General features: G+C 63.0%; 25 protein-coding genes. 16 read left to right on the top strand and 9 right to left on the bottom strand.

Translation table 11 applies throughout. The features are described from left to right. Positions 1–98 precede the first annotated feature (98 nt). The 7 genes from LIY45_RS04075 to gshB all read right to left on the bottom strand — a co-directional run bounded on the left by LIY45_RS04075 (position 99) and on the right by gshB (position 5,989). Positions 99–1,370, bottom strand: coding sequence for a dihydroorotase (locus tag LIY45_RS04075; protein WP_017476517.1), 1,272 nt, complete (start codon positions 1,368–1,370; stop codon positions 99–101). Beyond that, the gene (locus LIY45_RS04070) at positions 1,367–2,371 is read right to left on the bottom strand and encodes an aspartate carbamoyltransferase catalytic subunit (RefSeq protein ID WP_017476516.1); all 1,005 of its coding nucleotides are present in this window, start codon (positions 2,369–2,371) and stop codon (positions 1,367–1,369) included. The genes LIY45_RS04075 and LIY45_RS04070 overlap by 4 nt, the downstream gene beginning before the upstream one ends. A gap of 24 nt (positions 2,372–2,395) precedes the next feature. Continuing rightward, positions 2,396–2,902, bottom strand: coding sequence for a bifunctional pyr operon transcriptional regulator/uracil phosphoribosyltransferase PyrR (pyrR, locus tag LIY45_RS04065; protein ID WP_167664095.1), 507 nt, complete (start codon positions 2,900–2,902; stop codon positions 2,396–2,398). 82 nt (positions 2,903–2,984) lie between these two features. Then, a complete protein-coding gene (gene ruvX, locus LIY45_RS04060; protein ID WP_003213744.1) occupies positions 2,985–3,422 on the bottom strand; it encodes a Holliday junction resolvase RuvX in 438 nt (145 codons plus the stop codon). Further along, positions 3,422–3,991, bottom strand: a complete 570-nt coding sequence (locus tag LIY45_RS04055) for a YqgE/AlgH family protein (protein ID WP_063026519.1) — start codon at positions 3,989–3,991, stop codon at positions 3,422–3,424. The genes ruvX and LIY45_RS04055 overlap by 1 nt, the downstream gene beginning before the upstream one ends. A 67-nt stretch (positions 3,992–4,058) precedes the next feature. Beyond that, positions 4,059–4,958 carry an energy transducer TonB gene (locus LIY45_RS04050; protein ID WP_226475452.1) on the bottom strand — a complete coding sequence of 300 codons (900 nt, stop codon included), beginning with the start codon at positions 4,956–4,958 and terminating at the stop codon, positions 4,059–4,061. 77 nt (positions 4,959–5,035) lie between these two features. Next, on the bottom strand, positions 5,036–5,989 hold the full coding sequence (gene gshB, locus LIY45_RS04045) for a glutathione synthase (RefSeq protein WP_226475451.1): 954 nt from the start codon (positions 5,987–5,989) through the stop codon (positions 5,036–5,038). 239 nt (positions 5,990–6,228) lie between these two features. On the opposite strand from gshB, the gene pilG reads away from it, so the two are divergent. The 6 genes from pilG (at position 6,229) to LIY45_RS04015 (ending at position 16,108) form a co-directional block, all read left to right on the top strand. After that, entirely contained in the window at positions 6,229–6,636 is a 408-nt protein-coding gene (gene pilG / locus LIY45_RS04040) for a twitching motility response regulator PilG (protein WP_003213736.1), read from the top strand. A gap of 47 nt (positions 6,637–6,683) precedes the next feature. Next, entirely contained in the window at positions 6,684–7,049 is a 366-nt protein-coding gene (pilH, locus tag LIY45_RS04035; RefSeq protein ID WP_226475450.1) for a twitching motility response regulator PilH, read from the top strand. Between the two features lie 12 nt (positions 7,050–7,061). Then, positions 7,062–7,586, top strand: a complete 525-nt coding sequence (locus LIY45_RS04030) for a chemotaxis protein CheW (protein ID WP_226475449.1) — start codon at positions 7,062–7,064, stop codon at positions 7,584–7,586. Beyond that, positions 7,583–9,634, top strand: coding sequence for a methyl-accepting chemotaxis protein (locus LIY45_RS04025; protein ID WP_226475448.1), 2,052 nt, complete (start codon positions 7,583–7,585; stop codon positions 9,632–9,634). Before LIY45_RS04030 ends, LIY45_RS04025 begins: the two co-directional genes overlap by 4 nt. A 185-nt stretch (positions 9,635–9,819) precedes the next feature. Continuing rightward, positions 9,820–15,660: an Hpt domain-containing protein gene (locus LIY45_RS04020; RefSeq protein WP_226475447.1), complete on the top strand. Its 5,841-nt coding sequence runs from the start codon at positions 9,820–9,822 to the stop codon at positions 15,658–15,660. Then, positions 15,653–16,108, top strand: coding sequence for a chemotaxis protein CheW (locus LIY45_RS04015; protein WP_017476508.1), 456 nt, complete (start codon positions 15,653–15,655; stop codon positions 16,106–16,108). The genes LIY45_RS04020 and LIY45_RS04015 overlap by 8 nt, the downstream gene beginning before the upstream one ends. Positions 16,109–16,139: 31 nt before the next feature. On the opposite strand, the gene LIY45_RS04010 is transcribed toward LIY45_RS04015, so the two are convergent. Next, positions 16,140–16,727 (bottom strand): mobile mystery protein B, encoded by a 588-nt coding sequence (locus LIY45_RS04010; RefSeq protein ID WP_226475446.1) that lies wholly within the window; start codon positions 16,725–16,727, stop codon positions 16,140–16,142. After that, positions 16,718–17,182: a mobile mystery protein A gene (locus tag LIY45_RS04005; RefSeq protein WP_177048536.1), complete on the bottom strand. Its 465-nt coding sequence runs from the start codon at positions 17,180–17,182 to the stop codon at positions 16,718–16,720. The genes LIY45_RS04010 and LIY45_RS04005 overlap by 10 nt, the downstream gene beginning before the upstream one ends. Before the next feature lie 664 nt (positions 17,183–17,846). Between LIY45_RS04005 and LIY45_RS04000 the strand changes: the two genes are divergently transcribed. The 10 genes from LIY45_RS04000 (at position 17,847) to madM (ending at position 25,827) form a co-directional block, all read left to right on the top strand. Beyond that, entirely contained in the window at positions 17,847–18,170 is a 324-nt protein-coding gene (locus LIY45_RS04000; protein ID WP_102604127.1) for a DUF6124 family protein, read from the top strand. A gap of 312 nt (positions 18,171–18,482) precedes the next feature. Then, entirely contained in the window at positions 18,483–20,153 is a 1,671-nt protein-coding gene (gene mdcA / locus LIY45_RS03995; protein ID WP_226475445.1) for a malonate decarboxylase subunit alpha, read from the top strand. Further along, the gene (locus tag LIY45_RS03990; protein WP_017476504.1) at positions 20,154–21,002 is read left to right on the top strand and encodes a triphosphoribosyl-dephospho-CoA synthase; all 849 of its coding nucleotides are present in this window, start codon (positions 20,154–20,156) and stop codon (positions 21,000–21,002) included. Then, a complete protein-coding gene (locus LIY45_RS03985; RefSeq protein ID WP_003216806.1) occupies positions 21,002–21,301 on the top strand; it encodes a malonate decarboxylase subunit delta in 300 nt (99 codons plus the stop codon). Before LIY45_RS03990 ends, LIY45_RS03985 begins: the two co-directional genes overlap by 1 nt. Further along, positions 21,294–22,136, top strand: a complete 843-nt coding sequence (locus LIY45_RS03980; protein ID WP_226475444.1) for a biotin-independent malonate decarboxylase subunit beta — start codon at positions 21,294–21,296, stop codon at positions 22,134–22,136. The genes LIY45_RS03985 and LIY45_RS03980 overlap by 8 nt, the downstream gene beginning before the upstream one ends. Then, a complete protein-coding gene (mdcE, locus tag LIY45_RS03975) occupies positions 22,133–22,909 on the top strand; it encodes a biotin-independent malonate decarboxylase subunit gamma (RefSeq protein ID WP_226475443.1) in 777 nt (258 codons plus the stop codon). Before LIY45_RS03980 ends, mdcE begins: the two co-directional genes overlap by 4 nt. Continuing rightward, on the top strand, positions 22,903–23,499 hold the full coding sequence (locus LIY45_RS03970; protein ID WP_226475442.1) for a malonate decarboxylase holo-ACP synthase: 597 nt from the start codon (positions 22,903–22,905) through the stop codon (positions 23,497–23,499). Before mdcE ends, LIY45_RS03970 begins: the two co-directional genes overlap by 7 nt. Beyond that, positions 23,496–24,401: a malonate decarboxylase subunit epsilon gene (gene mdcH, locus LIY45_RS03965; RefSeq protein WP_226475441.1), complete on the top strand. Its 906-nt coding sequence runs from the start codon at positions 23,496–23,498 to the stop codon at positions 24,399–24,401. The genes LIY45_RS03970 and mdcH overlap by 4 nt, the downstream gene beginning before the upstream one ends. A gap of 246 nt (positions 24,402–24,647) precedes the next feature. Continuing rightward, a complete protein-coding gene (gene madL / locus LIY45_RS03960) occupies positions 24,648–25,061 on the top strand; it encodes a malonate transporter subunit MadL (RefSeq protein WP_003216818.1) in 414 nt (137 codons plus the stop codon). 1 nt (position 25,062) lies between these two features. Then, entirely contained in the window at positions 25,063–25,827 is a 765-nt protein-coding gene (madM, locus tag LIY45_RS03955; RefSeq protein ID WP_226475440.1) for a malonate transporter subunit MadM, read from the top strand. Positions 25,828–25,836 lie beyond the last annotated feature (9 nt).

Raw genomic sequence — 25,836 nt, 5'->3', positions numbered from 1 at the left:
GCCCGCGATAGCGTCACCTCGGTGCATCAGATACACCGAGGTGCCCGCATCGCAGGCAAGCCAGCTCCCACACTGACTGTGCCCACTCTGGATCGGATTTAAGCCTGGTAGCTGATCCGCCCATCCACCAAGGTGTAGCGCACAGTCGCCGGCAGGCTATGGCCGATGAACGGGCAGTTCTCGCCCTTGGACAGCCAGTGCTCCCCGGCAATCGTGGAGCTGGCCGGATCAAACAGCACCAGGTCCGCCGCCGAACCCACTGCCAACTTGCCCGCCGGCAGGCGCAGGGCCTCGGCAGGGCCCGCACTGAGACGCGCCAGCAGCGTCGGCAGGTCCAGCAAGCCATCCTCCACCAACGTCATCGCCAGCGGCAGCAGCAGCTCGACACTGCTGATGCCCGGCTCTGTCGCGCCGAACGGCGCCAGCTTGGCGTCCCGCTCGTGGGGTTGGTGATGGCTGGAAATCGCCGAAACCACCCCGGACTTCACCGCCGCCCGCAAACCGTCACGGTCAGCGCGAGTACGCAGGGGGGGCTGCACGTGATACAGGCTGGAGAAGTCGATCAGCGCCTCGTCCGTCAAAATCAGCTGGTACAACGCCACATCCGCCGTCACCGGCAAACCGCGAGCCTGGGCCTGAGCGATCAGGGCCACGCCCCGAGCGCTGGTCAACTGGCTGAAGTGCGCGCGCACGCCGCTTTGCTCCACCAGCAGCAGGTCCCGGGCCAGGGCCACGGTCTCGGCGGTTTCCGGGATGCCCGGCAGGCCGAGGAAACTGGCGGTGGCGCCTTCGTGGGCCAGGCCGCCTTCGGCCAGGTCGCGGTCCTGGGAGTGGAAAATCACCGTCAGGTCGAAGGTCGCTGCATATTCCAGGGCGCGGCACAGGGTGCGGGTGCTGCGAAAGCTCTCCAGGCCGTTGCCAAAGGCCACGCAGCCGGCGTCGCGCAAGGCGATCAGCTCGGCCAGTTGTTCGCCGTCCAGGCCTTTGCTCAGGGCGCCGATGGGGAACACTTTGCAGTTGCCGGCTTCACGGGCGCGGTCGAGGATCAGCTCGGTCACGGCCGAGGTGTCCAGCACCGGCTTGGTGTGGGGTGGGCAGCACAGGCTGGTGACGCCACCGGCCGCGGCGGCGCGGGTTTCGCTGGTGATGTTGCCCTTGCGGCTGTAACCCGGCTCGCGCAGGGCGACGTTCAGGTCCACCAGCCCGGGCGCGGCGATCAGGCCTTTGGCTTCAATGGTTTCGCTGGCGCTGAAGCCTGCGGGTGCGGCGCCGATGGCAATGATCTTGCCGGCTTCCAGGTGCAGATCGGTGACTTGATCCAGGCCGCTGGCCGGATCAATGACTCGGGCGCCGAGAATGCTGAGCTTCACTGGGCGTTCTCCTGCTCGAATTGACGTTGTGCGGTTTGCCCGCTCATGGCCATGGACAACACGGCCATGCGGACGGCGATGCCGTAGGTCACCTGGTTGAGAATCACCGACTGCGGGCCGTCGGCCACTGCCGACTCAATCTCCACGCCACGGTTGATCGGCCCCGGGTGCATCACGATGGCGTCCGGCTTGGCGCCGGCCAGGCGCGCGGTGGTCAGGCCGAACAGGCGATAGAACTCGCCCTCGCTCGGCAACAGCCCGCCCGCCATGCGCTCGCGCTGCAGGCGCAGCATGATCACCACGTCCACATCCTTCAGGCCTTCGGTCATGTCGGTGTAGACCTTCACGCCGTACTGCTCGATGCCGACCGGCAGCAGGGTTTTGGGGGCGATCACGCGGATGTCCGGACAACCCAGGGCTTTGAGGGCCAGCATGTTCGAGCGCGCAACCCGCGAGTGCAGGATGTCGCCGACGATGGCCACCGAGAGGTTTTCAAAGCTGCCCTTGTGCCGACGGATCGTCAGCATGTCGAGCATGCCCTGGGTCGGGTGGGCGTGACGGCCGTCGCCGCCGTTGATGATCGCCACATTCGGGCACACGTGCTCGGCAATGAAGTGCGCAGCACCGGAGTCGCCGTGGCGCACCACGAACATGTCGGCGGCCATGGCTTCCAGGTTGCGCAGGGTGTCGAGCAGGGTTTCGCCCTTGCTCGCCGACGAGGTGGACACGTTCAGGGTGATCACGTCGGCCGACAGGCGCTGGGCCGCCAGCTCAAAGGTGGTGCGGGTGCGGGTCGAGTTCTCGAAGAACACGTTGCAGATAGTCTTGCCGCGCAGCAACGGGACTTTTTTCACCGCCCGGCCGCCGACTTCGAGGAACGAGTCGGCCGTGTCGAGGATTTCGGTGAGTAGTTCGCGGGGCAAGCCGTCGAGGGACAGGAAGTGTTGCAGCTGGCCCTGAGCATTGAGCTGCAGCGGGCGCTTGGCATCTAGAGGCGTCATCGCGGGGACTCTTTACAAGGCGGTTTAAAGGGCAAGGTCTTGCAGTTCGAGTTCGAGCGGCGTGGGACCGGACAATTTTACCCGCTGGTGGGCTTCCAGGGACAGGGTAGCGCCAACCACGTCCGGGCTGATCGGCAATTCGCCGGCGTCCAGGTCCAGCAGGCAGACCAGCGTCACGCTGGCCGGGCGGCCGTAGTCGAACAGTTCGTTCAGAGCGGCGCGGATGGTACGACCGCTCATCAGGACGTCATCGATCAGCACCAGGTGCTGGCCTTCGATCTCGAACGGCAGGGCCGAAGGGCGCACTTGCGGGTGCAAGCCGTTCTGGCTGAAGTCGTCACGGTAGAAAGACACGTCCAGAGTGCCCAGGGGCGAGTCGCTGCCCAGTTCTTCCAAGAGCGCCTGGGCCACCCACACGCCACCGGTACGAATGCCGATAAAACGCGGCTCGCTGATGGCACGGTGTTCCAGGTGCGCCTTGAGGCGGATCGCCATCTGGCTGATCAGGTCGGCGGGATTGGGCAGGCTCATGGTGGCTCCTTCAAGGCCTTGCGCGGCGGGGTGCCGGCAAGGTCCGGGCTCAAACGTAAGAAGACGCGGCAAGCCGCGTCAGTCAGGATTCAAATAAAGCAGTGTTTTCATCCAGCCAGCCCTGCAACAGCAGGGCCGCAGCGATGGCATCCACCGGGTTGTCGCGGTAACTGCCTTTCTGCCCGCCACGGTCGCGGCGCTCGCCCTTGGCTTCAAAGGTGGTCAGGCGTTCGTCGTGGGTATAGAAGGGCAGGTTGTAGCGGCCATTCAGGCGGCGGGCAAACTTTTCGGCCCGCAGGCACATCTCGCTCGGGGTGCCGTCCATGTTCAGGGGCAGGCCGACCACGACGGCATCGGGCTTCCATTCCTTGATCAGGGCTTCGACCTGGTTCCAGTCCGGCACGCCGTTCTGGGCTTTCAAGGTGCACAGCTCGCGGGCCTGGCCGGTGATCACCTGGCCGACCGCTACGCCGATCTGTTTGGTGCCGTAGTCAAAACCGAGGATCAGACGCAAGGCCATCAGGCGTGCCCCGCCTGGCTGGTCAGCAGGCTGAGGTTGATCCGCAGCTTGGCGGCGGCGGCTTCCAGGCGCAGTTCGCTGGGGGTGTTGAACAGGATGTCGGCGTCAAACGGGCAGGTCAGCCAGGCATTGCTCGCCAGCTCGGCCTCCAGTTGCCCGGCTTCCCAGCCGGCGTAGCCCAGGGTGATCACACTTTGATCAGGCCCGATGCCGTCGGCGATGGCGAACAACACATCCTGGGACGTGGAAAGCGACAGCCCTTCAAGGTCCACGGTCGCCTGGAATTTCGGCCCGGTAGGGTGCAGCACAAAACCCCGGTCAGTCTGCACTGGCCCGCCGATGTAGATCGGTACGTGCTGGCAGTTGGCGGGCGGGTCGATGTCCGGGCGCAGTTGCTCGAGGATATCGGCCAGGTTCAGGTCTTGCGGGCGGTTGACCACCAACCCCATCGCACCATTGGCGGTGTGCTCGACGATGTAGGTCAAGGTCTGCGCAAAGTTCGGGTCGGCCATATGGGGCATGGCGATCAGGAATTGGTGCTTGAGGTAGGTCGGGCTGACATTTTTCATGTCCGCTAGTGTGGCGTTGGAGGGGCGAACTGACAAGCTGAGGATGCGCAGGAAATCACCGTCAGCGTCAATTGCTCGACAGCCGATCACCTTTGGCAAAGCGCCAGGTGCGAATGATTTCCAGGCGGTCAATGTCACTCAAGTCCCCGGTAAACGGCGCAAAAGGCGCCGCCAGGCGCACGATACGTTGCGCTGCCTGGTCCAGCAGCGGTTGGCCGGAGGACTCCAGCACCTGCACTTCGTACAAGGTGCCATCGCGGTTGATCGACACCAGCAGTCGCAAATTGCCGTAGATCTGCTGGCGGCGGGCTTCGTCCGGGTAGTTCAGGTTGCCGATGCGCTCGACCTTCTTGCGCCACTCGTCCTTATACCAGGCGCCTTTGTCGCGCATGGTGGAGGCAGCATTCAGGCGGTAGATCCGCGGGCGCTTGGCGTACAGCTGTTGTTCGTGGGCCAGTTCGGCTTCCAGGCTGGAGATTTCACTGGAGAGTTGCGAGCTGTCAAACGTCGGGGCCGGCGGGGCGGGCGTGGGTTCGGTCTTGGCCTTTTCGCGCTGGGTCGGGGCTTTTTGCGGTTTGGGTGCGACGGTAGTGACAGCGGCCTTGGGTGCAGCCTGTTTCACCTCCGGCTTGGGCGCTGGCGGTGGCGTGACCTTATTGACCTTGTTGTCCTGGAACGGCGCCACTTCGGTGGTCTTGGGCACGGCCTTCTTGTCGAGGGTGCCGCTGCCTTGCTGGTTGTCCTGGGCGAGAAAATCAGCCTTCTCCGGCTTCTTTTCACTTTTGAAGGTGGCGAGGGTGATTTCCAGGGTCTTGGTGATCTGCTTGGGTTCGGCAAAGGTGAAGCCCAGGCCGAGGATCAACGCCAGGTGAATCAACGCCGCGAGAAACAGGGTAAATCCGAGCCGATCAGCCGGGCGCACGCCGCTGTAGGAGAGTTCGGGGGGCAGATCGGGCGGGAGCGTCATGACAAGAAAACCAACATCGCGCGTTTCACAGGTGGCGCATGATAACGCAATGTTGGTTTGTGTCCGGCTGTTCTATGTCACTTGGCTTGTAGCTTGGAGGCAATGGCCGCCATCAGCATTTCGCCGATGTTCGTGCCAAATGCAGTGTCGATCTCGCGAATACAGGTCGGACTGGTGACGTTGATTTCGGTGAGGTTCTCGCCAATTACGTCCAGTCCTACAAACAGTAGGCCCTTTTCGCGCAGGGTTGGGCCGACTTGGGCGGCAATCCAGCGGTCCTTGTCCGTCAGCGGGCGGGCTTCCCCCCTACCGCCGGCTGCCAGGTTGCCACGGGTCTCGCCGGCCGCCGGTATGCGCGCCAGGCAATAAGGCACCGGCTCGCCATCGATCATCAGGATGCGCTTGTCGCCGTCCTTGATTGCCGGAATGTAGGCCTGGCCCATGATCTGCTGGGTGCCCAGCGCGGTCAGGGTTTCCAGGATCACCGACAGGTTCGGGTCGCCCGCACGATGGCGGAAGATCGAGGTGCCGCCCATGCCGTCCAGCGGCTTGAGGATCACATCACCGTGCTTGGCAGCGAATTCACGCAGCACATCGGCGCGACGGCTGACCACGGTGGGCGGCGTGCACTGTGGGAACAAGGTAGCGAACAGCTTTTCATTGCAGTCGCGCAGGCTCTGGGGCTTGTTGACGATCAGCACGCCCGCGCGCTCGGCCTGCTCCAGCAGGTAGGTGGAGTAGACGAACTCCATGTCGAACGGCGGATCCTTGCGCATCAGGATCACGTCGAGGTCGCTCAGGGGGCTGTCGATTTCGTCTTGCAGTTCGAACCACTTCTCAGGGTTGGCAAACACCTGCAGTGGGCGCATCCGCGCCCGCGCTTCACCGTCGCCCTGGTAAAGGTCCGGCTGCTCCATATAGAACAGGCTCCAGCCGCGGGCCTGTGCGGCCAGCAGCATGGCCAGCGAGCTATCCTTTTTATAGGAGATGCTGGCGATAGGGTCCATGACAATGCCGACGCGAACGCTCATGGGGGATTTCCTCTAGCAAATAAGGGCGCATAAAAGTGGCGTCAGAGTGGCGCTGCGGCTGTTGTGGGTCAAGGAAAAACCACCACGCGGGTCGGCCGATAGATTGCGTTCTGAGACTGTGCTAAAAAGGCTGCCATGGCACATCAGCCCTTGAATTCCGAGGCTTTTGGCGCTCGACCTGTGCAACATCAGGCAGTACACACCGAAAACCTATTCGCTGTGGCGATGGTAGAGCAGATATGGAACAGCATTCCAACGCCTTGAAAGTGATGGTGATCGACGATTCGAAAACGATTCGCCGCACGGCCGAAACGCTGTTGAAGAACGTAGGGTGCGACGTCATCACGGCCATCGACGGTTTCGATGCCCTGGCCAAGATTGTTGACCATCACCCGCACATTATCTTTGTCGACATCATGATGCCGCGCCTGGATGGCTATCAGACCTGCGCGCTGGTGAAGAACAACCCGGCGTTCAAGTCGATCCCGGTGATCATGTTGTCCTCCAAGGATGGTCTGTTCGACAAGGCCAAGGGGCGCATCGTCGGTTCTGATCAGTTTTTGACCAAGCCTTTCAGCAAGGAAGAACTGCTGAGCGCGATCAAGGCCTATGTACCGGGCTTCGCCGCAGTAGAACAAGCACACTGACGAGGGCCCCACGAGGGCTTGCGTCTACTAAAGAAGTGGGGATAACCATGGCACGTGTTCTGATCGTCGACGATTCGCCGACTGAAATGTACAAACTGACCGGTATGCTGGAAAAACATGGTCACTCGGTTCTCAAGGCGGAGAACGGTGCCGATGGCGTCGCGCTTGCCCGACAGGAAAAGCCTGACGCCGTGCTTATGGATATCGTCATGCCCGGCCTCAACGGTTTCCAGGCCACACGGCAACTGAGCAAGGATGCCGATACCAACCACATCCCGGTGATTATCATCACCACCAAGGACCAGCCAACTGACAAGGTTTGGGGCGAGCGCCAGGGCGCCAAGGATTACCTGACCAAGCCCGTGGACGAAGAAACCCTGATCGCCACCCTGAACAAGGTGCTGGCCGGCTGACGGCACGTTCCCATGACCGAGTCGCAAACCGCCTTCGAGCTGCTGCTGGACATCGACCGCCGCTGCCGTTTGCTGGCCGCCGACCTGCCGTCCCAGGAAACCCGGCTGCACAGTTGGAGCGGGATCGGGTTTCGCCTGGGTGAACACTGGTACGTGGCGCCCATGGGTGAAGTCGCGGAAGTGCTGCACGAACCGCGCTGCACCTTGATGCCCGGGGTCAAGCCGTGGGTCAAGGGCGTGGCCAACCTGCGCGGGCGCTTGCTGCCGGTGATGGATTTGGGCGGGTTCCTCGGCCTTGAGCTGTCGGTGGCGCGCAAACAACGGCGGGTGCTGGTGGTGGAATATCAGGACGTGTTTGTCGGCCTGTTGGTGGACGAGGTGGTGGGCATGCAGCATTTCGCACAAGACGCATTGTCGACGAGCAGCGCAGGCGGCGCGCCGTTTATCCAGGGCCAGTTCGACGGCGACCCGCTGTGGCAGGTCTTCAGCCCCTTCGCCCTGGCCCAGGCTCCAGGCTTCATGGATGTTGCCGCATGAGTACCGTTACCCCCGCCAAACCCCAGGAAGCGTCCCGCAGCCGCTCGCAGATCATCGTGCTGTTTATCGCGCTGATCGTATTCATCATGCTGCTGTTCGCCAACTTCGCGTACCTCAATACCCAGTCCACCTACGACAAACAGTACATCGGCCACGCCGGGGAGCTGCGGGTGCTATCCCAGCGCATCGCCAAGAACGCCACCGAGGCCGCCGCCGGCAAGGCCGCTGCGTTCAAGCTGCTGGGGGATGCGCGCAATGACTTTGCCCAGCGCTGGGGTTACCTGAAAAAAGGCGACCCGGCCACCGGTCTGCCCGCCGCACCCACCGCCGTGCGTGCAGAAATGCGCGCCGTGCAGACCGACTGGGAAGCGCTGCTGAAAAACGCCGATGCGATTCTGGCCAGCGAGCAAACGGTGCTGTCACTGCATCAAGTGGCTGCGACCCTGGCGGAAACCGTTCCGCAATTGCAGATGGAGTCGGAAAAGGTCGTCGATATCCTCCTGCAGCGCGGTGCTCCGGCCAGCCAGGTGGCGTTGGCCCAGCGCCAATCGTTGCTGGCCGAACGCATCCTCGGTGCGGTGAACACTGTGCTGGCGGGCGACGAAACCGCCGTGCAGGCCGCCGATGCCTTTGGCCGCGATGCCAACCGTTTCGGCGTGGTGCTCAACGGCATGCTCAACGGCAATCCCGGGCTGCGTATTACCCAGGTTGAAGACCACGACGCCCGCGCCCGGTTGGCGGAAATTTCCGAGCTGTTCGAATTCGTCTCCGGCTCCGTGGATGAAATCCTCGAGACTTCGCCGCAGCTGTTCCAGGTACGCGCCTCGGCGAGCAATATTTTCAACCTGTCGCAAACCCTGCTGGACGAAGCCTCGCACCTGGCCACCGGTTTTGAAAACCTGGCGGACGGGCGCACCTTCGACACCATCGGCGGCTACGTGCTGGGCTTGCTGGCGCTGGCCTCGATCATCCTGATCGGCCTGGTGATGGTCCGCGAGACCAACCGCCAGTTGCGGGAGACCGCCGAGAAGAACGAGCGCAACCAGAACGCGATCATGCGCCTGCTGGACGAGATTGAAGACCTGGCCGACGGCGACCTGACCGTCACCGCCTCGGTCACCGAAGACTTCACCGGCACCATCGCCGACTCCATCAACTATTCCGTGGACCAGCTGCGCGACCTGGTGGCGACCATCAACCTCACCGCCGGCCAGGTGGCCGGCGCGGTGCAGGACACCCAGGCCACCGCCATGCACCTGGCCCAAGCGTCGGAGCACCAGGCGCAGCAGATCGCCGAAGCGTCCACGGCGATCAACCAGATGGCCCAGTCCATCGACCAGGTATCGGCCAACGCCGCCGAATCGTCGGCCGTGGCCGAGCGTTCGGTAGAGATTGCCAACAAGGGCAATGAGGTGGTGCACAACACCATCCACGGCATGGACAACATCCGCGAACAGATCCAGGACACCGCCAAGCGCATCAAGCGCCTGGGGGAATCGTCCCAGGAGATTGGCGACATCGTCAGCCTGATCGATGACATCGCCGAGCAGACCAACATCCTCGCGCTCAACGCCGCGATCCAGGCGAGCATGGCCGGTGATGCCGGGCGTGGTTTTGCGGTGGTGGCCGATGAGGTACAGCGCCTGGCTGAGCGCTCTTCGGCGGCGACGCGGCAGATCGAAACCCTGGTGCGAGCGATCCAGACGGACACCAACGAAGCCGTGATTTCCATGGAGCAGACCACCACCGAAGTGGTGCGCGGTGCGCGGCTGGCCCAGGACGCCGGGGTGGCGCTGGAAGAGATCGAAGGCGTGTCGAAAACCCTGGCGGCGTTGATCCAGAGTATCTCCAACGCGGCGCAGCAGCAGACGTCGTCGGCGGGGCAGATTTCCCTGACGATGAACGTGATTCAACAGATCACCACTCAGACTTCGTCGGGCTCTACGGCCACTGCCGAGAGCATCGGCAACCTGGCAAAAATGGCCAGTCAGTTGCGGCGGTCGGTGTCGGGGTTCACCTTGCCGGCGGCACGGCAGGTGGATGAGTGAAATGCTATCTGTCAGGCACCACCGAATCCTTGTGGGAGCTGGCTTGCCTGCGATAGCGGTGTGTCAGTGCCGAAGATGCAAACTGATGCACCGGCATCGCAGGCAAGCCAGCTCCCACATTCGATCTCCATGGTCCTTGGAGTCGTCATTCACAAAGCGACAAATGAATTCAGACGGGAGCGGTTATGGTTGATCGGCACGACTACGTGGCCCTCGAATGGGTCAAGGGCGAAATTGCCGAAACCCTGAAACAGGCCCGTTCGGCGCTGGACGCCTATGTTGAAGAAGGCAGCAGCGAGGCCATCGGCCAATGCCTGGAATGCATCCATCAGGTCCATGGCAGTTTGCTGATGGTCGAGTTTTACGGCGCAGCCCTGTTCGCCGAAGAAATGGAGCAACTGGCCCTCGCCCTGCAATGCGCTCGGGTCAGCCAGCGCGACGAAGGCATTCGCCTGCTGCAACAGGGCCTTGGCCAACTGCCGCTGTACCTCGACCGCGTGCACAGCGCCCGGCGCGACCTGCCCCTGGTGGTGCTGCCGCTGCTCAACGACCTGCGCAGCGTGCGCGGTGAAAGCCTGCTCTCGGAAACCAGCCTGTTCAGCCCGCAACTGCTGGTGATCCCGCCGCTGCCCGAGGACGCATTGGCCCAGCGCTCGCCGGAGGATTTTCCCGAGCTGCTGCGTCAGTGGCGGCAGATGCTGCAACAGGCGTTGGTCGGCTTGCTGCGCGAAGACCACGGCCCCAGCAACCTGGAAGACATGGCGCGGGTGTTCGCCCGCCTCGAAGCCCTGTGCCATGGTGCACCGCTGTTACCGTTGTGGCAGGTGACCTCGGCGCTGGTGGAAGGCATGCTCATTGGCGTGGTCGCCAACAGCCCGGCGTTGCGCAGTTTGCTCAAGGCCTGCGACAAGCCACTCAAGCGCCTGCTGACCCAGGGCATCAACGGCATCAACACCCCGGCCCCGGATGAGTTGCTCAAGAGCCTGTTGTTCTACGTCGCCAAAGTCACCCGACCGACTCCACGGATGCAAAGTTTGAAAGAACGTTATGGCCTCGATGAAGCCCTGCCCGACAGCGCCGTGGTAGACGCCGAACGTGCCCGCCTGGCCGGCCCGGACCGCGACGCGATGGGCTCGGTGCTCGGCGCGTTATGCGAGGAGTTGGTACGGGTCAAGGAGCGCCTGGACCTGTTCGTCCGCAGCGACCGCCAGCACGCCTCGGACCTTGAGGCGTTGCTGGCGCCCTTGCGGCAGATCGCCGATACCCTGGCGGTATTGGGTTTCGGCCAGCCGCGCAAAGTGATCATCGACCAATTGGCGGTGGTGCTCGGCCTGGCCCAGGGTCAGCGCGAGCCCAACGACGCGGTGTTGATGGACGTCGCCGGCGCCTTGCTCTACGTCGAAGCGACGTTGGCGGGGATGGTCGGCACGGTCGAGCCGGAACGCCGGGAAGAAAGCCGCCTGCCCACCACCGACCTGACGCAGATCCACCACCTGGTGATCCGCGAATCCTGCCAGTGCCTGACCCAGGCCAAAGAGCTGGTGATCGACTGCATCGAGGCCCATTGGGACCGCCAGCGCCTGGAGTCACTGCCCGAGTTGCTGACCCAGGTGCGCGGTGCGCTGGCGATGATTCCGCTGCCCCGTGCGGCGAGCCTGATGCGCGGCTGCAACGATTACGTCAACGAGCAATTGATGGTCAGTGAGGCCGCGCCTTCCGAGGCGCAGCTCGAGCATTTTGCCGATGTGCTCACCAGCCTCGAGTACTACCTGGAGCGCATGCTTCAGGACCACGACGCCCCAGGCGAACGGGTGCTGGAAGTCGCCGCCGAAGGCCTGGCAGCGCTGGGCTATTTGCCGGCCGAGAAGCCGTGGCGCCAGGCACTGCTGGCCCAGGATGATGCGCCGGCGGAACAGACCCCGTTTCTCGCGGATGCGCTGGCCAGCCCCACCTCGCGCCTCAACCCGCCGGCCCTCCAACGCCCAGGCAGCCTGCTGCCACCGCCTGCCGGCGAGGAGCCCATCGACGACGAACTGCGGGAAGTCTTCCTCGAAGAAACCGCCGAAGTCCTCGACGTGCTGCACCGCTACGTACCTGCGGGTACTGCGAGCCTGGCAGACAAGGCCACCCTGAGCGAAATGCGCCGCGCCTTCCACACCTTGAAAGGCAGTGGCCGCATGGTGCGTGCCCTGGTGTTGGCGGAGCTGGCCTGGGCCGTGGAAAACCTGCTCAACCGCGTGCTGGAACGCAGCGTCGCGCCGGGCCCTGATGTGCAAGCGGTGCTGGATGACGTGCTGGAATTGCTGCCTGAGCTGATTACCGATTTCGCCGACGATGCCCAGCGCCAGCGCGACGACGTAGACGAACTGGCGGCGCGGGCGCATGCCTTGGCCAGCGGGGTCGAGCCTTCGGCCACCGACCCGGCCACCCTGGACCCGCAGTTGCTGGAAATCTTCCGCAACGAAGCCCAGAGCCACCTCGACAGCCTCAACCATTTCCTGCAACAGGCCACCGAGCACCTGCCGCTGCAGGTCAGCGATGAACTGCAACGGGCGCTGCATACCCTCAAGGGCAGCGCCTACATGGCCGGCGTGTTGCCCATCGCCGAACTGGCGCGGCCGCTGGATCACCTGACCCGCGAATACAAGGCCCATCGCCTGCCGCTGGACCTGGATGAAATCGAATTGCTGCTGGAGGCCGAGGCGTTGTTCCAGCGTGGTGTGCGCCAGTTGGACAGTGATCCCCACGCGCCCATCAACGGCGCAGCAGCCTTGATCGAACGCACGCAAAACCTGCTGAACAGCCAGCTCGAAGCCCTGCTGAATGCACCCAGCACTGGGCTGCGCATCAAGCGCGACCCGCAGTTGATCACCAACTTCCTGGCCCAGGGCATGGACATCCTGCTGGATGCTGAAAGCCTGTTGCGCCGCTGGCAACAGCACCCCGGCGAACGCCAGGAACTGAGCGCGCTGCTGGACGAACTGACCACCCTCGGCGAAGGCGCGCACCTGGCCGACCTGCACCCGATGGATGAATTGTGCGAAGCCTTGCTCGACCTCTACGGTGCGGTGGAGGAAAGCAGCCTGGCGGTCAGCGAACGCTTCTTCCACGAGGCGGAACAGGCCCACGAAGCCCTGATCAACATGCTCGACCAACTGGCCGCCGGCCAGGAAATCAGCGCGGCGCCGGCACGGGTTCGAGCCCTGCGCGAGCTGCTGGATGAAGGCCTCGACCCGTCCGCCACCGGGCTGATCAAAACCGATGGCAGCCGCGCGCTGAGCATCTCCGAACTGGGCGCCGCCACGGCGCAGCTGGACCAAGGTTTTGCGGTAGACGATGAGATCGTCGAGATATTTCTTGAAGAGGCGGTGGACATCCTCGACAGCGCCGGCCAGTCCCTCAAGCGCTGGCTGCTGGACCCGGATAACGCTGCCCCCCTCTCATCGTTGCAACGGGATTTGCACACCCTCAAGGGTGGCGCGCGCATGGCGGAAATCGGTGCGGTGGGCGACTTGGCCCTTGAGTTGGAAAACCTTTACGAAGGCCTGGTCGACCGTCGCTACAGCTATTCCAGCGAGTTGGCGAACGTGTTGATGGCCGGTCATGAGCGACTGGCGCTACTGCTTGAGCAACTGCAACACCAACAACTGCTGAGCGACTCCACCGAGCTGATCAGCCACTTGCGTGAGTTGCGCCACGGCACCGGACAAGCGGCGCCTGCCGCAGCCGCCGAAGTCGAGACGGCGGGCAGTGATCCCGAGCTGCTGGATATCTTTCTCGAAGAAGCCGCCGACATCCTCGACAGCTCCGGCGCCGCGCTGTTGCGCTGGCAGGCCGAGCCGAAAAATCGCCAGGAAGTCGAGACCCTGCTGCGGGACCTGCACACCCTCAAGGGCGGCGCGCGTATGGTCGAGATCGGCCCGATTGGCGACCTGGCCCATGAGCTGGAATTTCTCTACGAAGGCTTGTCGGCAGGTTTGCTGGCGCCCTCGGCGGAACTCTTCGGGTTGCTGCAAGGCTGCCACGACCGCCTGGCGCAGATGATCGATGCAGTGGCGGCGGGTATGCCGGTGGGCTCGGTGGATCTGCTGATCGAGCGGATCAAAAGCCTGGTGCATCCGGCTGAAGTGACCGCCGCACCAGTCGCCTTGGCGGCGACCAAAACCGACGCGGCGCCGGCCAGTGATCCGGCCGCTGACATGGTGAAGATCTCTGCCGACTTGCTGGATGACCTGGTCAACCTGGCCGGTGAGACTTCTATCTTCCGTGGGCGCATCGAGCAGCAGGTCAACGATGCGCGCATTGCCCTCAACGAAGTGGAAACCACCATCGAGCGCATGCGCGACCAACTGCGTCGGCTCGACACCGAGACCCAGGGCCGTATCCTCAGCCGACAGCAGGCGGAGGCCGAACGCCTGGGCTACGAAGAATTCGACCCGCTGGAAATGGACCGCCATTCCCAACTGCAACAACTGTCCCGGGCCCTGTTCGAGTCCGCCTCCGACCTGCTCGACCTCAAGGAAACCCTCGAGCGTCGCAACCAGGACGCCCACAACCTTTTGCAGCAACAGGCGCGTATCAACACCGAGCTGCAAGAAGGCCTGATGCGCACGCGCATGGTGCCCTTCGAACGCATGCTGCCACGGCTCAAGCGCATCGTGCGGCAAGTGGCGGGCGAGCTGGGCAAGGATGTGGAATTCATCGTCGGCAACGCCGAAGGCGAGATGGACCGCAACGTGCTGGAGCGCATGGTCGCGCCGCTGGAGCATATGCTGCGCAACGCCGTCGACCATGGCCTGGAATCCCGCGATGCGCGATTGCTGGCCGGTAAACCCGAGAAAGGCCGGATCACCCTGGACCTGACCCACGAAGGCGGCGACATCGTTTTCGACATGCGCGACGACGGCGCCGGCGTGCCGCTTGAAGCCGTGCGGCGCAAGGCGATCAAGCGTGGCTTGCTCGACCCCAACCTGGAAATCAGCGACCGCGACGTGCTGCAGTTCATCCTGCAACCGGGGTTTTCCACCGCCGAAAAAATCACCCAGATTTCCGGGCGTGGCGTGGGCATGGACGTGGTGCATGAAGAAGTGCGCCAGTTGGGCGGCTCGATGGTCATCGATTCGACGCCGGGGGAGGGGGTGCACTTTCGCATTCGCCTGCCGTTCACCGTGTCGGTCAACCAGGCGTTGATGGTGCAGTGCGCGGACGATCAATACGCGATCCCGCTGAACACCATCGAAGGCCTGGTGCGGGTCATGCCCCATGAGCTGGAGGGGCACTATCAGCTGAATCCGCCGCGTTACGAGTACGCCGGCCAGCGCTACGAACTGTTCTACCTTGGCGACCTGCTGCACACCGTCGGCCGCCCGAACCTGCTGGGCCAGTACCAGCCACTGCCGGTGCTGCTGGTGCAGTGCAACGAACGGCGCGTGGCGGTGCAGGTGGATGCCATGGCCGGGACGCGGGAGATCGTGGTCAAGGGCCTGGGGCCGCAATTTGCCGGGGTGAAGGGCCTGTCGGGTGCAACCATCCTCGGCGATGGTCGCGTGGTGCTGATCATCGACCTGCTGGCGCATATCCGCGCGCGGCCACCGGCGTTGCCGGCCCAGGCAGCCGATGCACCGTTGACCCTCAACGACCCCCTGAAAAAGCGCCCGTTGCTGGTGCTGGTGGTGGACGACTCGGTCACCGTACGCAAAGTCACCAGCCGCCTGCTGGAGCGCAACGGCATGAACGTCCTCACCGCCAAGGACGGCATCGACGCCATGGCCGTGCTGGAAGAACACACGCCGGACCTGATGCTGCTCGACATTGAAATGCCACGCATGGACGGCTTCGAAGTGGCCATCCAGGTGCGTGACGACCCACGGTTGATGCGCATGCCCATCATCATGATCACCTCCCGCACCGGGCAAAAACACCGTGATCGTGCGATGGCGATTGGCGTCAACGACTACCTCGGCAAGCCTTATCAAGAGTCGGTGCTGCTGGAAAGCATCGCTTACTGGAGCAAGTCCCGTGCTTGATCACCGCGCTACCCAACTCACCGGCTTGCTGCTGCCCTTGGCGGATCGCTACCTGTTGCTGCCCAACGTCGCCGTGGCCGAGTTGATCGACTTCCAGCGCGGCGAACCGGCCAGCGACGCGCCGCCGTGGTACCTGCGGCAAGTCACCTGGCGGGATCGGCAGTTGCCGTTGATCAGCTTTGAGGCCGCGTGTGGCGAGTCGGGCGTGGTGGGGGAGCGGGCACGGATTGTGGTGCTGAACACCTTGGGCGGACGGCCGACGTTGAAGTTTATTGCGTTGGTGATCCAGGGGATTCCGCGCTCGTACAAGCTCGATAGCCAGTTGAGTTATGTGGACGTGCCATTGTGCCCGCTGGAACTGGCGGCGGTGCAGGTGGGAGAGCATGTGGCGAAGGTGCCGGACTTGATGGGGTTGGAGGCGTTGTTGGTGGAGGCGGGTTTGGCTTGAGCTACCCATTTCCATAAGCAATAACATGCGCTCAACTACGCACGAAAGCTTGAAGCGGGCCGTAGTCATTTATGTCGGCGGCACGCAGTGCATGGATATATAACGTGCGTACTTCACTGGCTGCTATCAGGCTCGCGCTTCCCCAAGAGAACGGAGCGAGCCCTTGCTGCCTTAGGAGGCAGTCGGCCATAAGGCGTGAGTGTCGTCCGTTTCCATTGGGGAATGGGTGCAACGACACGAGTTGGTGGTGGAAGCGCATAGCCACCTCTTCGGCAGGGAACACGTCGTGCTCCAGCCAGTAGGCCGTGTTATCGAGTAACTGGCGCAGGTTGACTGAGATTTTTGTCCAGTCGCAGCCAATATTTTTGTCGGACTTGCGAAACGTCCCGGCCCAGATCCAGGTATCGCTGAACATTTTGATGTGAAGTTGACGGCAGAAGTGTTCGTCCAGGACGTCCAACTTTTTTTGCCGCCCAAGCCAGCGCATGGCCTTGATGATGTTTGCCGCTTCCCATTCATCAAGTTCACCTTGAGTACCGATGTGCTTTGGCTTCAGGCCTGCAGCTTCATCAAGGTCTAACGGTGTTTGCCCAGGTTTGAGTTCAAGTTCTATCGCCATAGTCGAGCCCACGATCCGGAGAGCAGTTCTTTGCGTCGATCGTCTACCTGGCTTTCGATGAACGTATCTGAAGGCCGCTGATCTTCAAGGCTCATTGTGTGGGTGACACCCATAATCTCTTGCCTGGCCAGCCACTCGGCGCGGGCTTCAACCGTCTGGTGCAGTGGTTTTCGCGGCACCAGGGCGTAAACGAGTTCGCAGTCCAAACCCGCCGCCAGCTTGCGTAATTGCGCGAGTGTGATCCGATCTTCGGCTTCGGCCCGTTCCGACTGTTGCAAAGTTGCGAAGGCTACGCCAACCAAGGCTGCTTGAGCCCTTAACGATCGGCCCAGTGCTTCCCTGATGGAGCGTAGCCAGCCGCCCGGCGGCGTGGGCTTGCCTCGCAGGGCTTCAAAGGGTTCGAGTGCCCGCTCCACTTGGGCAAGGCGCAATTTGGAGAGATCGGATGAGGCCATGAGATGCCACCTTTTTTAGCTTGGAAGTATTCATATCCTGTCTATTGTATGCCCTTAAGCATACGTTTAAATATTTATTGATAGGCTATGAGCATACATTATTATTCATAATGTATGCCTAAGTGCGATCAATAGTGGATATATAGTATGGTTATAGGCAATCGGTATGGATGAGTTCCTGTGATCCTTGTAGTGAGCGGGGTAAGCCCGCTCACTACAACTGCGCTTGGTCGTTGGCGCTTTGCATTCGGCCGCTTTCAGCGGCTATACGATTTGGAAATGAAGGCTAGATGGGACGATTCCGAGCAACAACCCGAAAAGTTCGTAGGAACAATCGGCGCGTGTTTGCCTTCGGATTTTTCCTGCAACCTCTCGCGCTGTGCATGAACTTGTTGTGCCCGGCGATCGCGCCTAGTCTTCGTGCGTCATCGCAAAAAACGGTGACACGGACGTGCAAGTCCGACGAAACTGTTTAGGCGTACAAACGCCCAGCCATCCAACGGGCGTTTTTTGTGCTCGCTGCTCTATGGCGGCTGCGCGCAGGAGGTCTTCGGACCTGCTGGGTGTCCTAAACAGGCCCGGTCTTGCACACCTGCGCACGGTCGCCACCCTCATTCGCGTGCAAGCGAACGGTGGCGCTCCTCATCTGTTTAGGAGTTTCATCATGTTCAAACCTACCCCCAATCCTCCCCACAACGCCGAAATCGAACACCGCAAACTCCAGGCCGCCGCCGAGCGTGCCATGGATCATTACTTTCCGACTTCGGCTTCATCTTCACTCTTTACCGTCACCCCCTCTCAATCCACCGAAGCCCTGTTGGCCAACGCTTCTGAAACCTTTGCCTCACTCAACGCCCTGACTTCCAACCTGGCCTTTGAATTGGAAGGTTCCCAGCGCGGCGTGGTGCTGGCCATTCAGCAGATGAGTGAGCTGGGGCAGTTACTGGTTGATCAAGCGTTGGAGCAGGTAAGCCCAGCGGCGATGTGACGAAGTGGGATCGGTCCCAAAAAGGGACTGATCGTTCCCATTTTGGGACTCTTGCGTACGTTCTTAAGAACACAGCCGATCAAAATGTGGGAGCTGGCTTGCCTGCGATGCGGGCGACTCGGTGAGTCAGGCTCACCGCAGCGATGCCATCGCAGGCAAGCCAGCTCCCACATTTGATCTCTGTCGGTTCCAAACCAGCATTTGCTAATTAACCATTACTCCAATCGTAACGGTTCACCGCCCAGCTTGATTGATGCCCCCCCAATACCCTCCTAAGGTACAGCCCACGACAGCAAATCCCGTGGAGCGACCATGACAACAACAACTTCCCCCGACTCGCGCTGGACGCGGCGGCGCGATGAGAAGCAGCGCCGCCTCGCATTGGTGCGATCCTTCGCCGATGGCGCCGTGCTCCCCAGCGAGCGCATTGTCGAAGCCCTGGAAGCCCTGATCCTCCCCGGCGACCGTGTGGTGCTGGAAGGCAACAACCAGAAGCAGGCCGATTTCCTCTCGCGCTCCCTGGCCAAGGCCGACCCCGCCAAGCTCCACGACTTGCACATGATCATGCCCAGCGTCGGGCGCTCCGAGCACCTGGACCTGTTTGAAAAGGGCATCGCCCGCAAGCTGGATTTCTCTTTCGCCGGCACCCAATCCCTACGCATCAGCCAGTTGCTGGAAGACGGCCTGCTGGAAGTTGGCGCCATCCACACCTACATCGAACTCTACGCGCGGCTGGTGGTGGACCTGATTCCCAACGTCGTGCTCTCCGCCGGTTTCATGGCCGACCGCGCCGGCAATATCTACACCGGCCCGAGCACCGAAGACACGCCAGCGCTGATCGAGCCGGCCGCCTTCAGCGATGGCATCGTCATCGTCCAGGTCAACCAGTTGGTGGATGACGTCACCGACCTGCCTCGCGTCGACATCCCGGCAAGCTGGGTCGATTTCGTGGTGGTCGCCGACAAGCCCTTCTATATCGAACCGCTGTTCACCCGCGACCCACGGCACATCAAGCCGGTGCATGTGTTGATGGCGATGATGGCGATCCGTGGCATCTACGAAAAACACAACGTCCAGTCCCTGAACCACGGCATCGGTTTCAACACCGCGGCCATTGAATTGATCCTGCCCACCTACGGTGAATCCCTGGGCCTGAAGGGCAAGATCTGCCGCAACTGGACGCTCAACCCGCACCCAACCTTGATCCCGGCCATCGAAAGCGGATGGGTCGAAAGCGTGCATTGCTTCGGCACCGAACTGGGCATGGAAAACTACATCGCCGCCCGGCCGGATGTGTTCTTCACGGGGCGCGACGGCTCGCTGCGTTCCAACCGAATGTTTTGCCAGCTGGCCGGCCAGTACGCGGTGGACCTGTTTATCGGTGCCACCTTGCAAGTCGACGGCGACGGCCATTCCTCCACCGTCACCCGTGGCCGCCTCGCCGGTTTTGGTGGTGCGCCGAACATGGGCCACGACCCGCGCGGTCGCCGCCACGGCACACCCGCCTGGCTCGACATGCGCCACGACGATGCCCCGGAAGCCTTGCTCGAACGCGGCAAAAAGCTCGTGGTGCAAATGGTCGAGACCTTCCAGGAAGGCGGCAAACCGACCTTCGTTGAAACCCTCGATGCAGTGGAAGTCGCACGCAAAAGCGGCATGCCCCTGGCGCCGATCATGATCTACGGCGATGACGTCACCCACTTGCTCACCGAAGAAGGCATCGCCTACCTGTACAAGGCCCGTTCCCTGGAGGAGCGCCAGGCGATGATCGCCGCTGTCGCCGGGGTGACCGCCATCGGCATGCGCCACAACCCCAAGGACACCGCGCGCATGCGCCGCGAAGGCCTGATCGCGCTGCCCGAAGACCTCGGCATCCGCCGCACCGACGCCACCCGCGAGTTGCTGGCCGCCAAGAGCGTGGCCGATCTGGTGGAATGGTCCGGTGGCTTGTACAACCCGCCCGCCAAGTTCAGGAGCTGGTAAATGCACGCACTCAAACTGCACGACCTGACACTGGCCGAACGCCTGGCCGACATGGCCGTCGACGCATTGATTGATGAAGCCGACCTGTCACCGAAACCTGCCCTGGTGGACCGTCGCGGCAATGGCGCCCATACCGATTTGCACCTCGGCTTGATGCACGCGTCGGCGCTGTCGTTGTGGCCGGCGTTCAAGGAAATGGCCGAGGCCGCGATCGAATGTGGCGAAGTCGGACTGCCCTTGCGTGAAGCCCTCGGGCGGATCGGTCGCGAAGGCGAACAGGCGATGCTCGTGACCACCAGCGGCGTAAATACCCATCGGGGTGCGATCTGGGCGCTCGGCCTGTTAGTCGCCGCCGCCGCACTGCAACCCGAATCCTGCACGGCCAACGCAATGACTTTGCGCGCTGCCCGCCTGGCCTTGCTCAACGACCGCTACGCACCGCAACCGCTGAGCCACGGCGCCCAGGTCGCACAACGCTATGGCGCTCGCGGTGCCCGTGAAGAAGCGCAACTGGGCTTCCCGTCAGTGCTGCAACGCGGCCTGCCACAGCTGAAACAAAGCCGCCTGCAACAACACGGCGAACAAAACGCGCGCCTCGATGCCTTGCTGGCGATCATGACCGAACTGGCCGACACCTGCGTGCTCTACCGCGCCGGCCCCGAAGGCTTGCAGGCCATGCAACAAGGCGCTCAAGCGGTGCTGGACGCCGGCGGCAGTGCGAGCCTCGCCGGCCGCCGCCAACTGCATGAGCTGGACCAGCAACTGCTGGCGCTGAATGCCTCCCCCGGTGGCGCCGCCGACCTGTTGGCCGCCTGCCTGTTTATCGACCGCCTCGACGGAGCGCTGTGATGGAAACCTTATCCTTTGAATTCCCCGCCGGGCAGCCCGCCAAGGGCCGTGCGCTGGTAGGTTGCGTCGGCTCCGGCGACCTGGAGGTGCTGCTGGAACCGGGCACTGCCGGCACCCTGACGATTCAGGTGCAGACCTCGGTGAACGGTGCGCAGCTGCGTTGGCAGCATCTGTTCGAACGGATCTTCCAGGAACAGACACCCCCCGCATTGAACATCGATATCCACGACTTCGGCGCCACACCCGGCGTGGTGCGCTTGCGTCTGGAGCAAGGCTTCGAGGAGATCGGTCATGACTGACTTGCTGAACACACACAGCTTCGTCGAACTCGGCGCCCGGCAGCGGGCCAAGGCCTTGCTCGACGCGGGCAGCTATCGCGAACTGATCGATCCGTTCCAGCGCGTCATGTCGCCGTGGCTGAGTCGCCAGGGCGTGGTGCCGCAGGCAGACGACGGCGTGGTGATCGCCAAGGGCAGCATCGCCGGCTTGCCGGTGGTCATCGCCGCTATCGAAGGCAATTTCCAGGGGGGCAGTCTCGGTGAAGTCGGCGGCGCAAAGATGGCTGGCGCACTGGAGCTGGCCGCTGAAGACAACCGCAACGGCATCCCGACGCGCGCCATCCTGCTGCTGGAAACCGGCGGCGTGCGCTTGCAGGAAGCCAACCTGGGCCTGGCCGCCATCGCCGATATCCACGCGGCGATTGTCGACCTGCGCCAGTACCAGCCGGTGATCGGCGTGGTGGCGGGCAGCGTCGGTTGCTTTGGCGGCATGTCCATCGCGGCAGGTTTGTGCAGTTATCTGTTGGTGACCCGCGAGGCGCGCCTTGGCCTGAACGGCCCGCAGGTGATCGAACAGGAAGCCGGCCTTGAAGAATACGACTCCCGCGACCGGCCCTTTATCTGGAGCCTGACCGGCGGCGAGCAACGCTTTAACAGCGGCTTGGCCGACCGCTATGTGGCCGACGACGTGGCGCAGATTCAGCAGCAAATCACTGAGCTGCTGCAACAAGGCTTGCCGGAAAACCAGCGCAGCCGTCAGGTTGATCACTATCTGGAACGCCTGGCCGCACTGAACGCCGAACCGCAAATCGACCCGGCGACGGTTCGCGATCTGTACCAGGGAGAACGCTCATGAGAGGTTTGCAGTGGTTCAACGCATTGAGCGGCGGTGCAGCGCTTGTGAGCGGTTTGCCGAACTCGCTGAAAGTCGCCGACGGTGTGCTCGGTGATCAGCCCGTGCGCTTTATCGCGGTGGTCACCGATGCGCAAAATCGCTTCCCTCGCGCTCGCAACGGTGAAGTCGGTTTGCTGGAAGGCTGGGGTTTGGCCAAGGCGGTTGATGAAGCGATCAACACCGGCGACAAGCGTCCGCTGATTGCCATTGTCGATGTGCCGAGCCAGGCCTACGGTCGTCGCGAAGAAGCCTTGGGCATTCACCAGGCATTGGCCGCCGCTGCCGACAGCTACGCCCGCGCCCGCTTGGCCGGTCACCCGGTGATCGCGCTGCTGGTGGGCAAGGCGATGTCCGGTGCCTTTCTCGCCCACGGTTACCAGGCCAACCGCCTGATTGCCCTGCGCGATCCCGGCGTGATGGTGCATGCCATGGGCAAGGCCTCGGCGGCGCGGGTGACCCTGCGCAGTGTCGAAGAGCTGGAAGCCTTGGCCGCCAGCGTGCCGCCGATGGCGTATGACATCGACAGTTATGCCAGCCTCGGCTTGCTCTGGGAGACCTTGTCGGTTCGTCAGATTGAGCAACCCACCACCGAAGATGTGGCGCGGGTCAGCGATTGCCTGGTGCAGGCGATCAAGGATGTGCAAGCGGGCGGCCGTGACCTGAGCGGACGCCTGGGTGCCACCAACCGCGCGGCCTCCAGCCAGGTGCGCCAACTGCTGCGGGAACAATGGTGAACGCCCACGACTTGCTCTGGGGCATGACCCCGGTGCATGCCCCCGCTGACGCGCCGGCCTGGGTGCTGGAAGCATTGGCCGCTGGGCATCCGGTGGTGGTGCGGCGTGCCATCGCGCCGCCGGGCCATGTGCCGGTGGGTGTGCGTGGGCGCTTGCGCGAGCAGCGCTTCGCCGCCGTAATGCCGCTGGCCGCGGTGCAACGGCGCGTGGTACCGGAAGACCTGCGCGGTGTGATCTCTTCACGGGATTTACCGGCGTTGCAGGCCCTCGCTCAACTGCGTCCGGTGCTGGCGAAGAAGAACTGGGGCGTCACCGGCAGTGCCGGTTTCGAACTGGCGAGTGGCATTGAAGCGCTGCACGCCAAGAGCGATCTGGATTTGATTCTGCGCACGCCCGAGCGACTTGATCGTGGCGATGCCGAAGACTTGCTGGCAATACTCGACACGGCGGTGTGCGCCGTAGACCTGCAACTGCAAACGCCGTTTGGCGCCGTCGCGTTGCGCGAGTGGGCCGGTGGATCACGTCGCGTGCTGCTGAAAAATGCCGGTGGCGCGCAGTTGGTGATCGACCCGTGGCAGGCCGTTGCATGAGCAGCCTCCTGGCCTTCCCGGGGCAGGGCGCCCAGCGTCCCGGCATGCTCCAGCAGTTGCCGCGCGCGGTGCTGGACGAAGCCAGTGCTGCCTTGAATGAGGACGTGTTGAAACTCGACTCTGCCGAAGCCCTGGCCTCGACCCGGGCCGTGCAGCTCTGCCTGTTGATTGCCGGCGTGGCCAGTGCACGCTTGTTGGAACACGTCCCCGATTACGTCGCCGGCCTGTCCATCGGCGCCTATCCAGCAGCCGTGATTGCCGGCTCCCTGGGCTTTGCCGATGCGCTGAGACTCGTCAGCCTGCGGGGCGAATTGATGCAACAAGCGTATCCCCACGGCTACGGCATGACCGCGCTTATCGGCCCGGACCTGTCCACCGTCGAAGCCTTGCTTGCTCAGGTCCACAGCCCGCAAACCCCGGTTTACCTGGCCAATATCAATGCCGACAACCAGACGGTCATCGCCGGCAGCGATGAGGCCATGAAGGCGGTCGCCAATCTGGTGCGCGGCAACGGCGTCGCCAAACGCCTGGCCGTCAGCGTGCCGTCCCATTGTGCGCTGCTGGAAAAGCCTGCCGAAACACTGGCTCAAGCCTTCGCTGAAGTGACACTGAAACCGCCGAGCATCACTTACCTGAGCAGCACCCGCGCCCGGCCAATCCACAACACCGAACACCTGCGCGACGACCTCGCTTTCAACATGTGCCGCATCGTCGACTGGCGCGGCACCGTGCAAAGCGCCTTCGAGCGCGGTGTGCGCCTGCATCTCGAACTGCCTCCCGGCGCCGTGCTCACGGGCCTCGCGCGCCGGGTGTTCGAGCAAGGCACCGTCATTGCCTTCGAAGGTGCCCGCCTGGACACCTTGCAGGCCTTGCTGCAAGAGGAGGGAAACCATCACCGATAGAGCTCCACCAAGGCCGATGCTGGTCGGTCAAGAGATAGAGCGGGTCACCAATGACCTGTGGCGAGGGAGCTTGCTCCCGTTGGAGTGCGCAGCGCTCCCAGGATTTCAGGGCCGCTACGCAGCCCAACGGGAGCAAGCTCCCTCGCCACAGGTACGGTATTCATCTTTATCGGATCGGCATTGCCGCCCAAGGCTTTCGAAGCACAAAAACAACAATTTCGATGAAGCACTTTGAGGACAACCATCATGATTATTTACGGTGTGGCGTTGCTGGCGATCTGCATGTTGGCAGGCGTGATTCTGGGAGACATGCTCGGCGTGTTGCTGGGCGTGAAATCCAACGTGGGCGGAGTCGGGATCGCGATGATCCTGCTGATCTGCGCACGGCTGTGGATGCATAAGCACGGCGGCATGACCAAGGAATGCGAGATGGGCGTCGGCTTCTGGGGCGCTATGTACATCCCGGTGGTGGTGGCGATGGCGGCCCAGCAAAACGTGGTGACCGCGCTGCACGGCGGCCCGGTGGCGGTGCTGGCGGCGATTGGTTCGGTGGTGGTGTGCGGTTGCACGATTGCCTTGATCAGCCGCACACACAAGGGCGAACCGCTGCCCGATGAAGAGCCGCTGATTGCGGCTGCACCTGTCGCGGGAGGTCGCTGATATGTGGGAACTCATCGAGAAAGGTCTGGCGAATAACGGGCTGGTCACCGCCTTTGCATTTGTTGGCGTGGTGATGTGGATTTCGGTGGTGCTGTCCAAGCGGCTGACCTTCGGACGCATCCACGGTTCGGCCATCGCGATTGTGATCGGGCTGGTGTTGGCCTGGGTGGGCGGCACGTTGACCGGCGGCCAGAAAGGCTTGGCGGACGTGGCACTGTTTTCCGGGATCGGCTTGATGGGCGGCGCCATGCTGCGGGACTTTGCGATCGTGGCCACGGCGTTTGAAGTACAGGCCACCGAGGCGCGCAAGGCGGGTTTGATTGGTGCGGTTGCCTTGCTGCTGGGCACAGTGTTGCCGTTTATTGTGGGCGCGAGTATGGCCTGGGTGTTTGGTTATCGCGATGCGATCAGCATGACCACCATTGGTGCGGGCGCGGTGACTTACATCGTTGGGCCGGTCACGGGGGCCGCGATTGGCGCGACGTCCGATGTGATGGCACTGTCCATCGCGACCGGGTTAATCAAGGCGATCCTGGTGATGGTCGGCACGCCGGTGGCGGCTCGCTGGATGGGCCTGGATAACCCGCGCTCGGCCATGGTGTTCGGTGGCCTGGCCGGTACGGTGAGCGGCGTGACGGCAGGCCTGGCGGCGACGGACCGGCGGCTGGTGCCGTATGGCGCGTTGACCGCCACCTTTCACACCGGGCTTGGGTGCTTGCTGGGGCCTTCGTTGCTCTACTTCATCGTGCGCGGGATTGTCGGCTAACCCGAGATG

It is taken from the genome of Pseudomonas sp. MWU16-30323 (assembly GCF_020515595.1).
Classification (GTDB): domain Bacteria; phylum Pseudomonadota; class Gammaproteobacteria; order Pseudomonadales; family Pseudomonadaceae; genus Aquipseudomonas; species Aquipseudomonas yamanorum.
This window is presented reverse-complemented; position numbering and strand designations above follow the sequence as displayed.

Coding starts and splice junctions, on each gene's coding strand:
- pilH (WP_226475450.1), top strand. CDS start 6,684: ATGGCACGTGTTCTGATCGTCGACGATTCGCCGACTGAAATGTACAAA.
- ruvX (WP_003213744.1), bottom strand. CDS start 3,422: ATGGCCTTGCGTCTGATCCTCGGTTTTGACTACGGCACCAAACAGATC.
- LIY45_RS04055 (WP_063026519.1), bottom strand. CDS start 3,991: ATGAAAAATGTCAGCCCGACCTACCTCAAGCACCAATTCCTGATCGCC.
- LIY45_RS04000 (WP_102604127.1), top strand. CDS start 17,847: ATGTTCAAACCTACCCCCAATCCTCCCCACAACGCCGAAATCGAACAC.
- LIY45_RS04030 (WP_226475449.1), top strand. CDS start 7,062: ATGACCGAGTCGCAAACCGCCTTCGAGCTGCTGCTGGACATCGACCGC.
- LIY45_RS03985 (WP_003216806.1), top strand. CDS start 21,002: ATGGAAACCTTATCCTTTGAATTCCCCGCCGGGCAGCCCGCCAAGGGC.
- LIY45_RS04050 (WP_226475452.1), bottom strand. CDS start 4,958: ATGACGCTCCCGCCCGATCTGCCCCCCGAACTCTCCTACAGCGGCGTG.
- madM (WP_226475440.1), top strand. CDS start 25,063: ATGTGGGAACTCATCGAGAAAGGTCTGGCGAATAACGGGCTGGTCACC.
- LIY45_RS04025 (WP_226475448.1), top strand. CDS start 7,583: ATGAGTACCGTTACCCCCGCCAAACCCCAGGAAGCGTCCCGCAGCCGC.
- mdcA (WP_226475445.1), top strand. CDS start 18,483: ATGACAACAACAACTTCCCCCGACTCGCGCTGGACGCGGCGGCGCGAT.
- LIY45_RS03970 (WP_226475442.1), top strand. CDS start 22,903: ATGGTGAACGCCCACGACTTGCTCTGGGGCATGACCCCGGTGCATGCC.
- mdcH (WP_226475441.1), top strand. CDS start 23,496: ATGAGCAGCCTCCTGGCCTTCCCGGGGCAGGGCGCCCAGCGTCCCGGC.
- LIY45_RS03980 (WP_226475444.1), top strand. CDS start 21,294: ATGACTGACTTGCTGAACACACACAGCTTCGTCGAACTCGGCGCCCGG.
- LIY45_RS04005 (WP_177048536.1), bottom strand. CDS start 17,182: ATGGCCTCATCCGATCTCTCCAAATTGCGCCTTGCCCAAGTGGAGCGG.
- mdcE (WP_226475443.1), top strand. CDS start 22,133: ATGAGAGGTTTGCAGTGGTTCAACGCATTGAGCGGCGGTGCAGCGCTT.
- pyrR (WP_167664095.1), bottom strand. CDS start 2,902: ATGAGCCTGCCCAATCCCGCCGACCTGATCAGCCAGATGGCGATCCGC.
- madL (WP_003216818.1), top strand. CDS start 24,648: ATGATTATTTACGGTGTGGCGTTGCTGGCGATCTGCATGTTGGCAGGC.
- LIY45_RS04070 (WP_017476516.1), bottom strand. CDS start 2,371: ATGACGCCTCTAGATGCCAAGCGCCCGCTGCAGCTCAATGCTCAGGGC.
- LIY45_RS04010 (WP_226475446.1), bottom strand. CDS start 16,727: ATGGCGATAGAACTTGAACTCAAACCTGGGCAAACACCGTTAGACCTT.
- LIY45_RS03990 (WP_017476504.1), top strand. CDS start 20,154: ATGCACGCACTCAAACTGCACGACCTGACACTGGCCGAACGCCTGGCC.
- gshB (WP_226475451.1), bottom strand. CDS start 5,989: ATGAGCGTTCGCGTCGGCATTGTCATGGACCCTATCGCCAGCATCTCC.
- pilG (WP_003213736.1), top strand. CDS start 6,229: ATGGAACAGCATTCCAACGCCTTGAAAGTGATGGTGATCGACGATTCG.
- LIY45_RS04020 (WP_226475447.1), top strand. CDS start 9,820: ATGGTTGATCGGCACGACTACGTGGCCCTCGAATGGGTCAAGGGCGAA.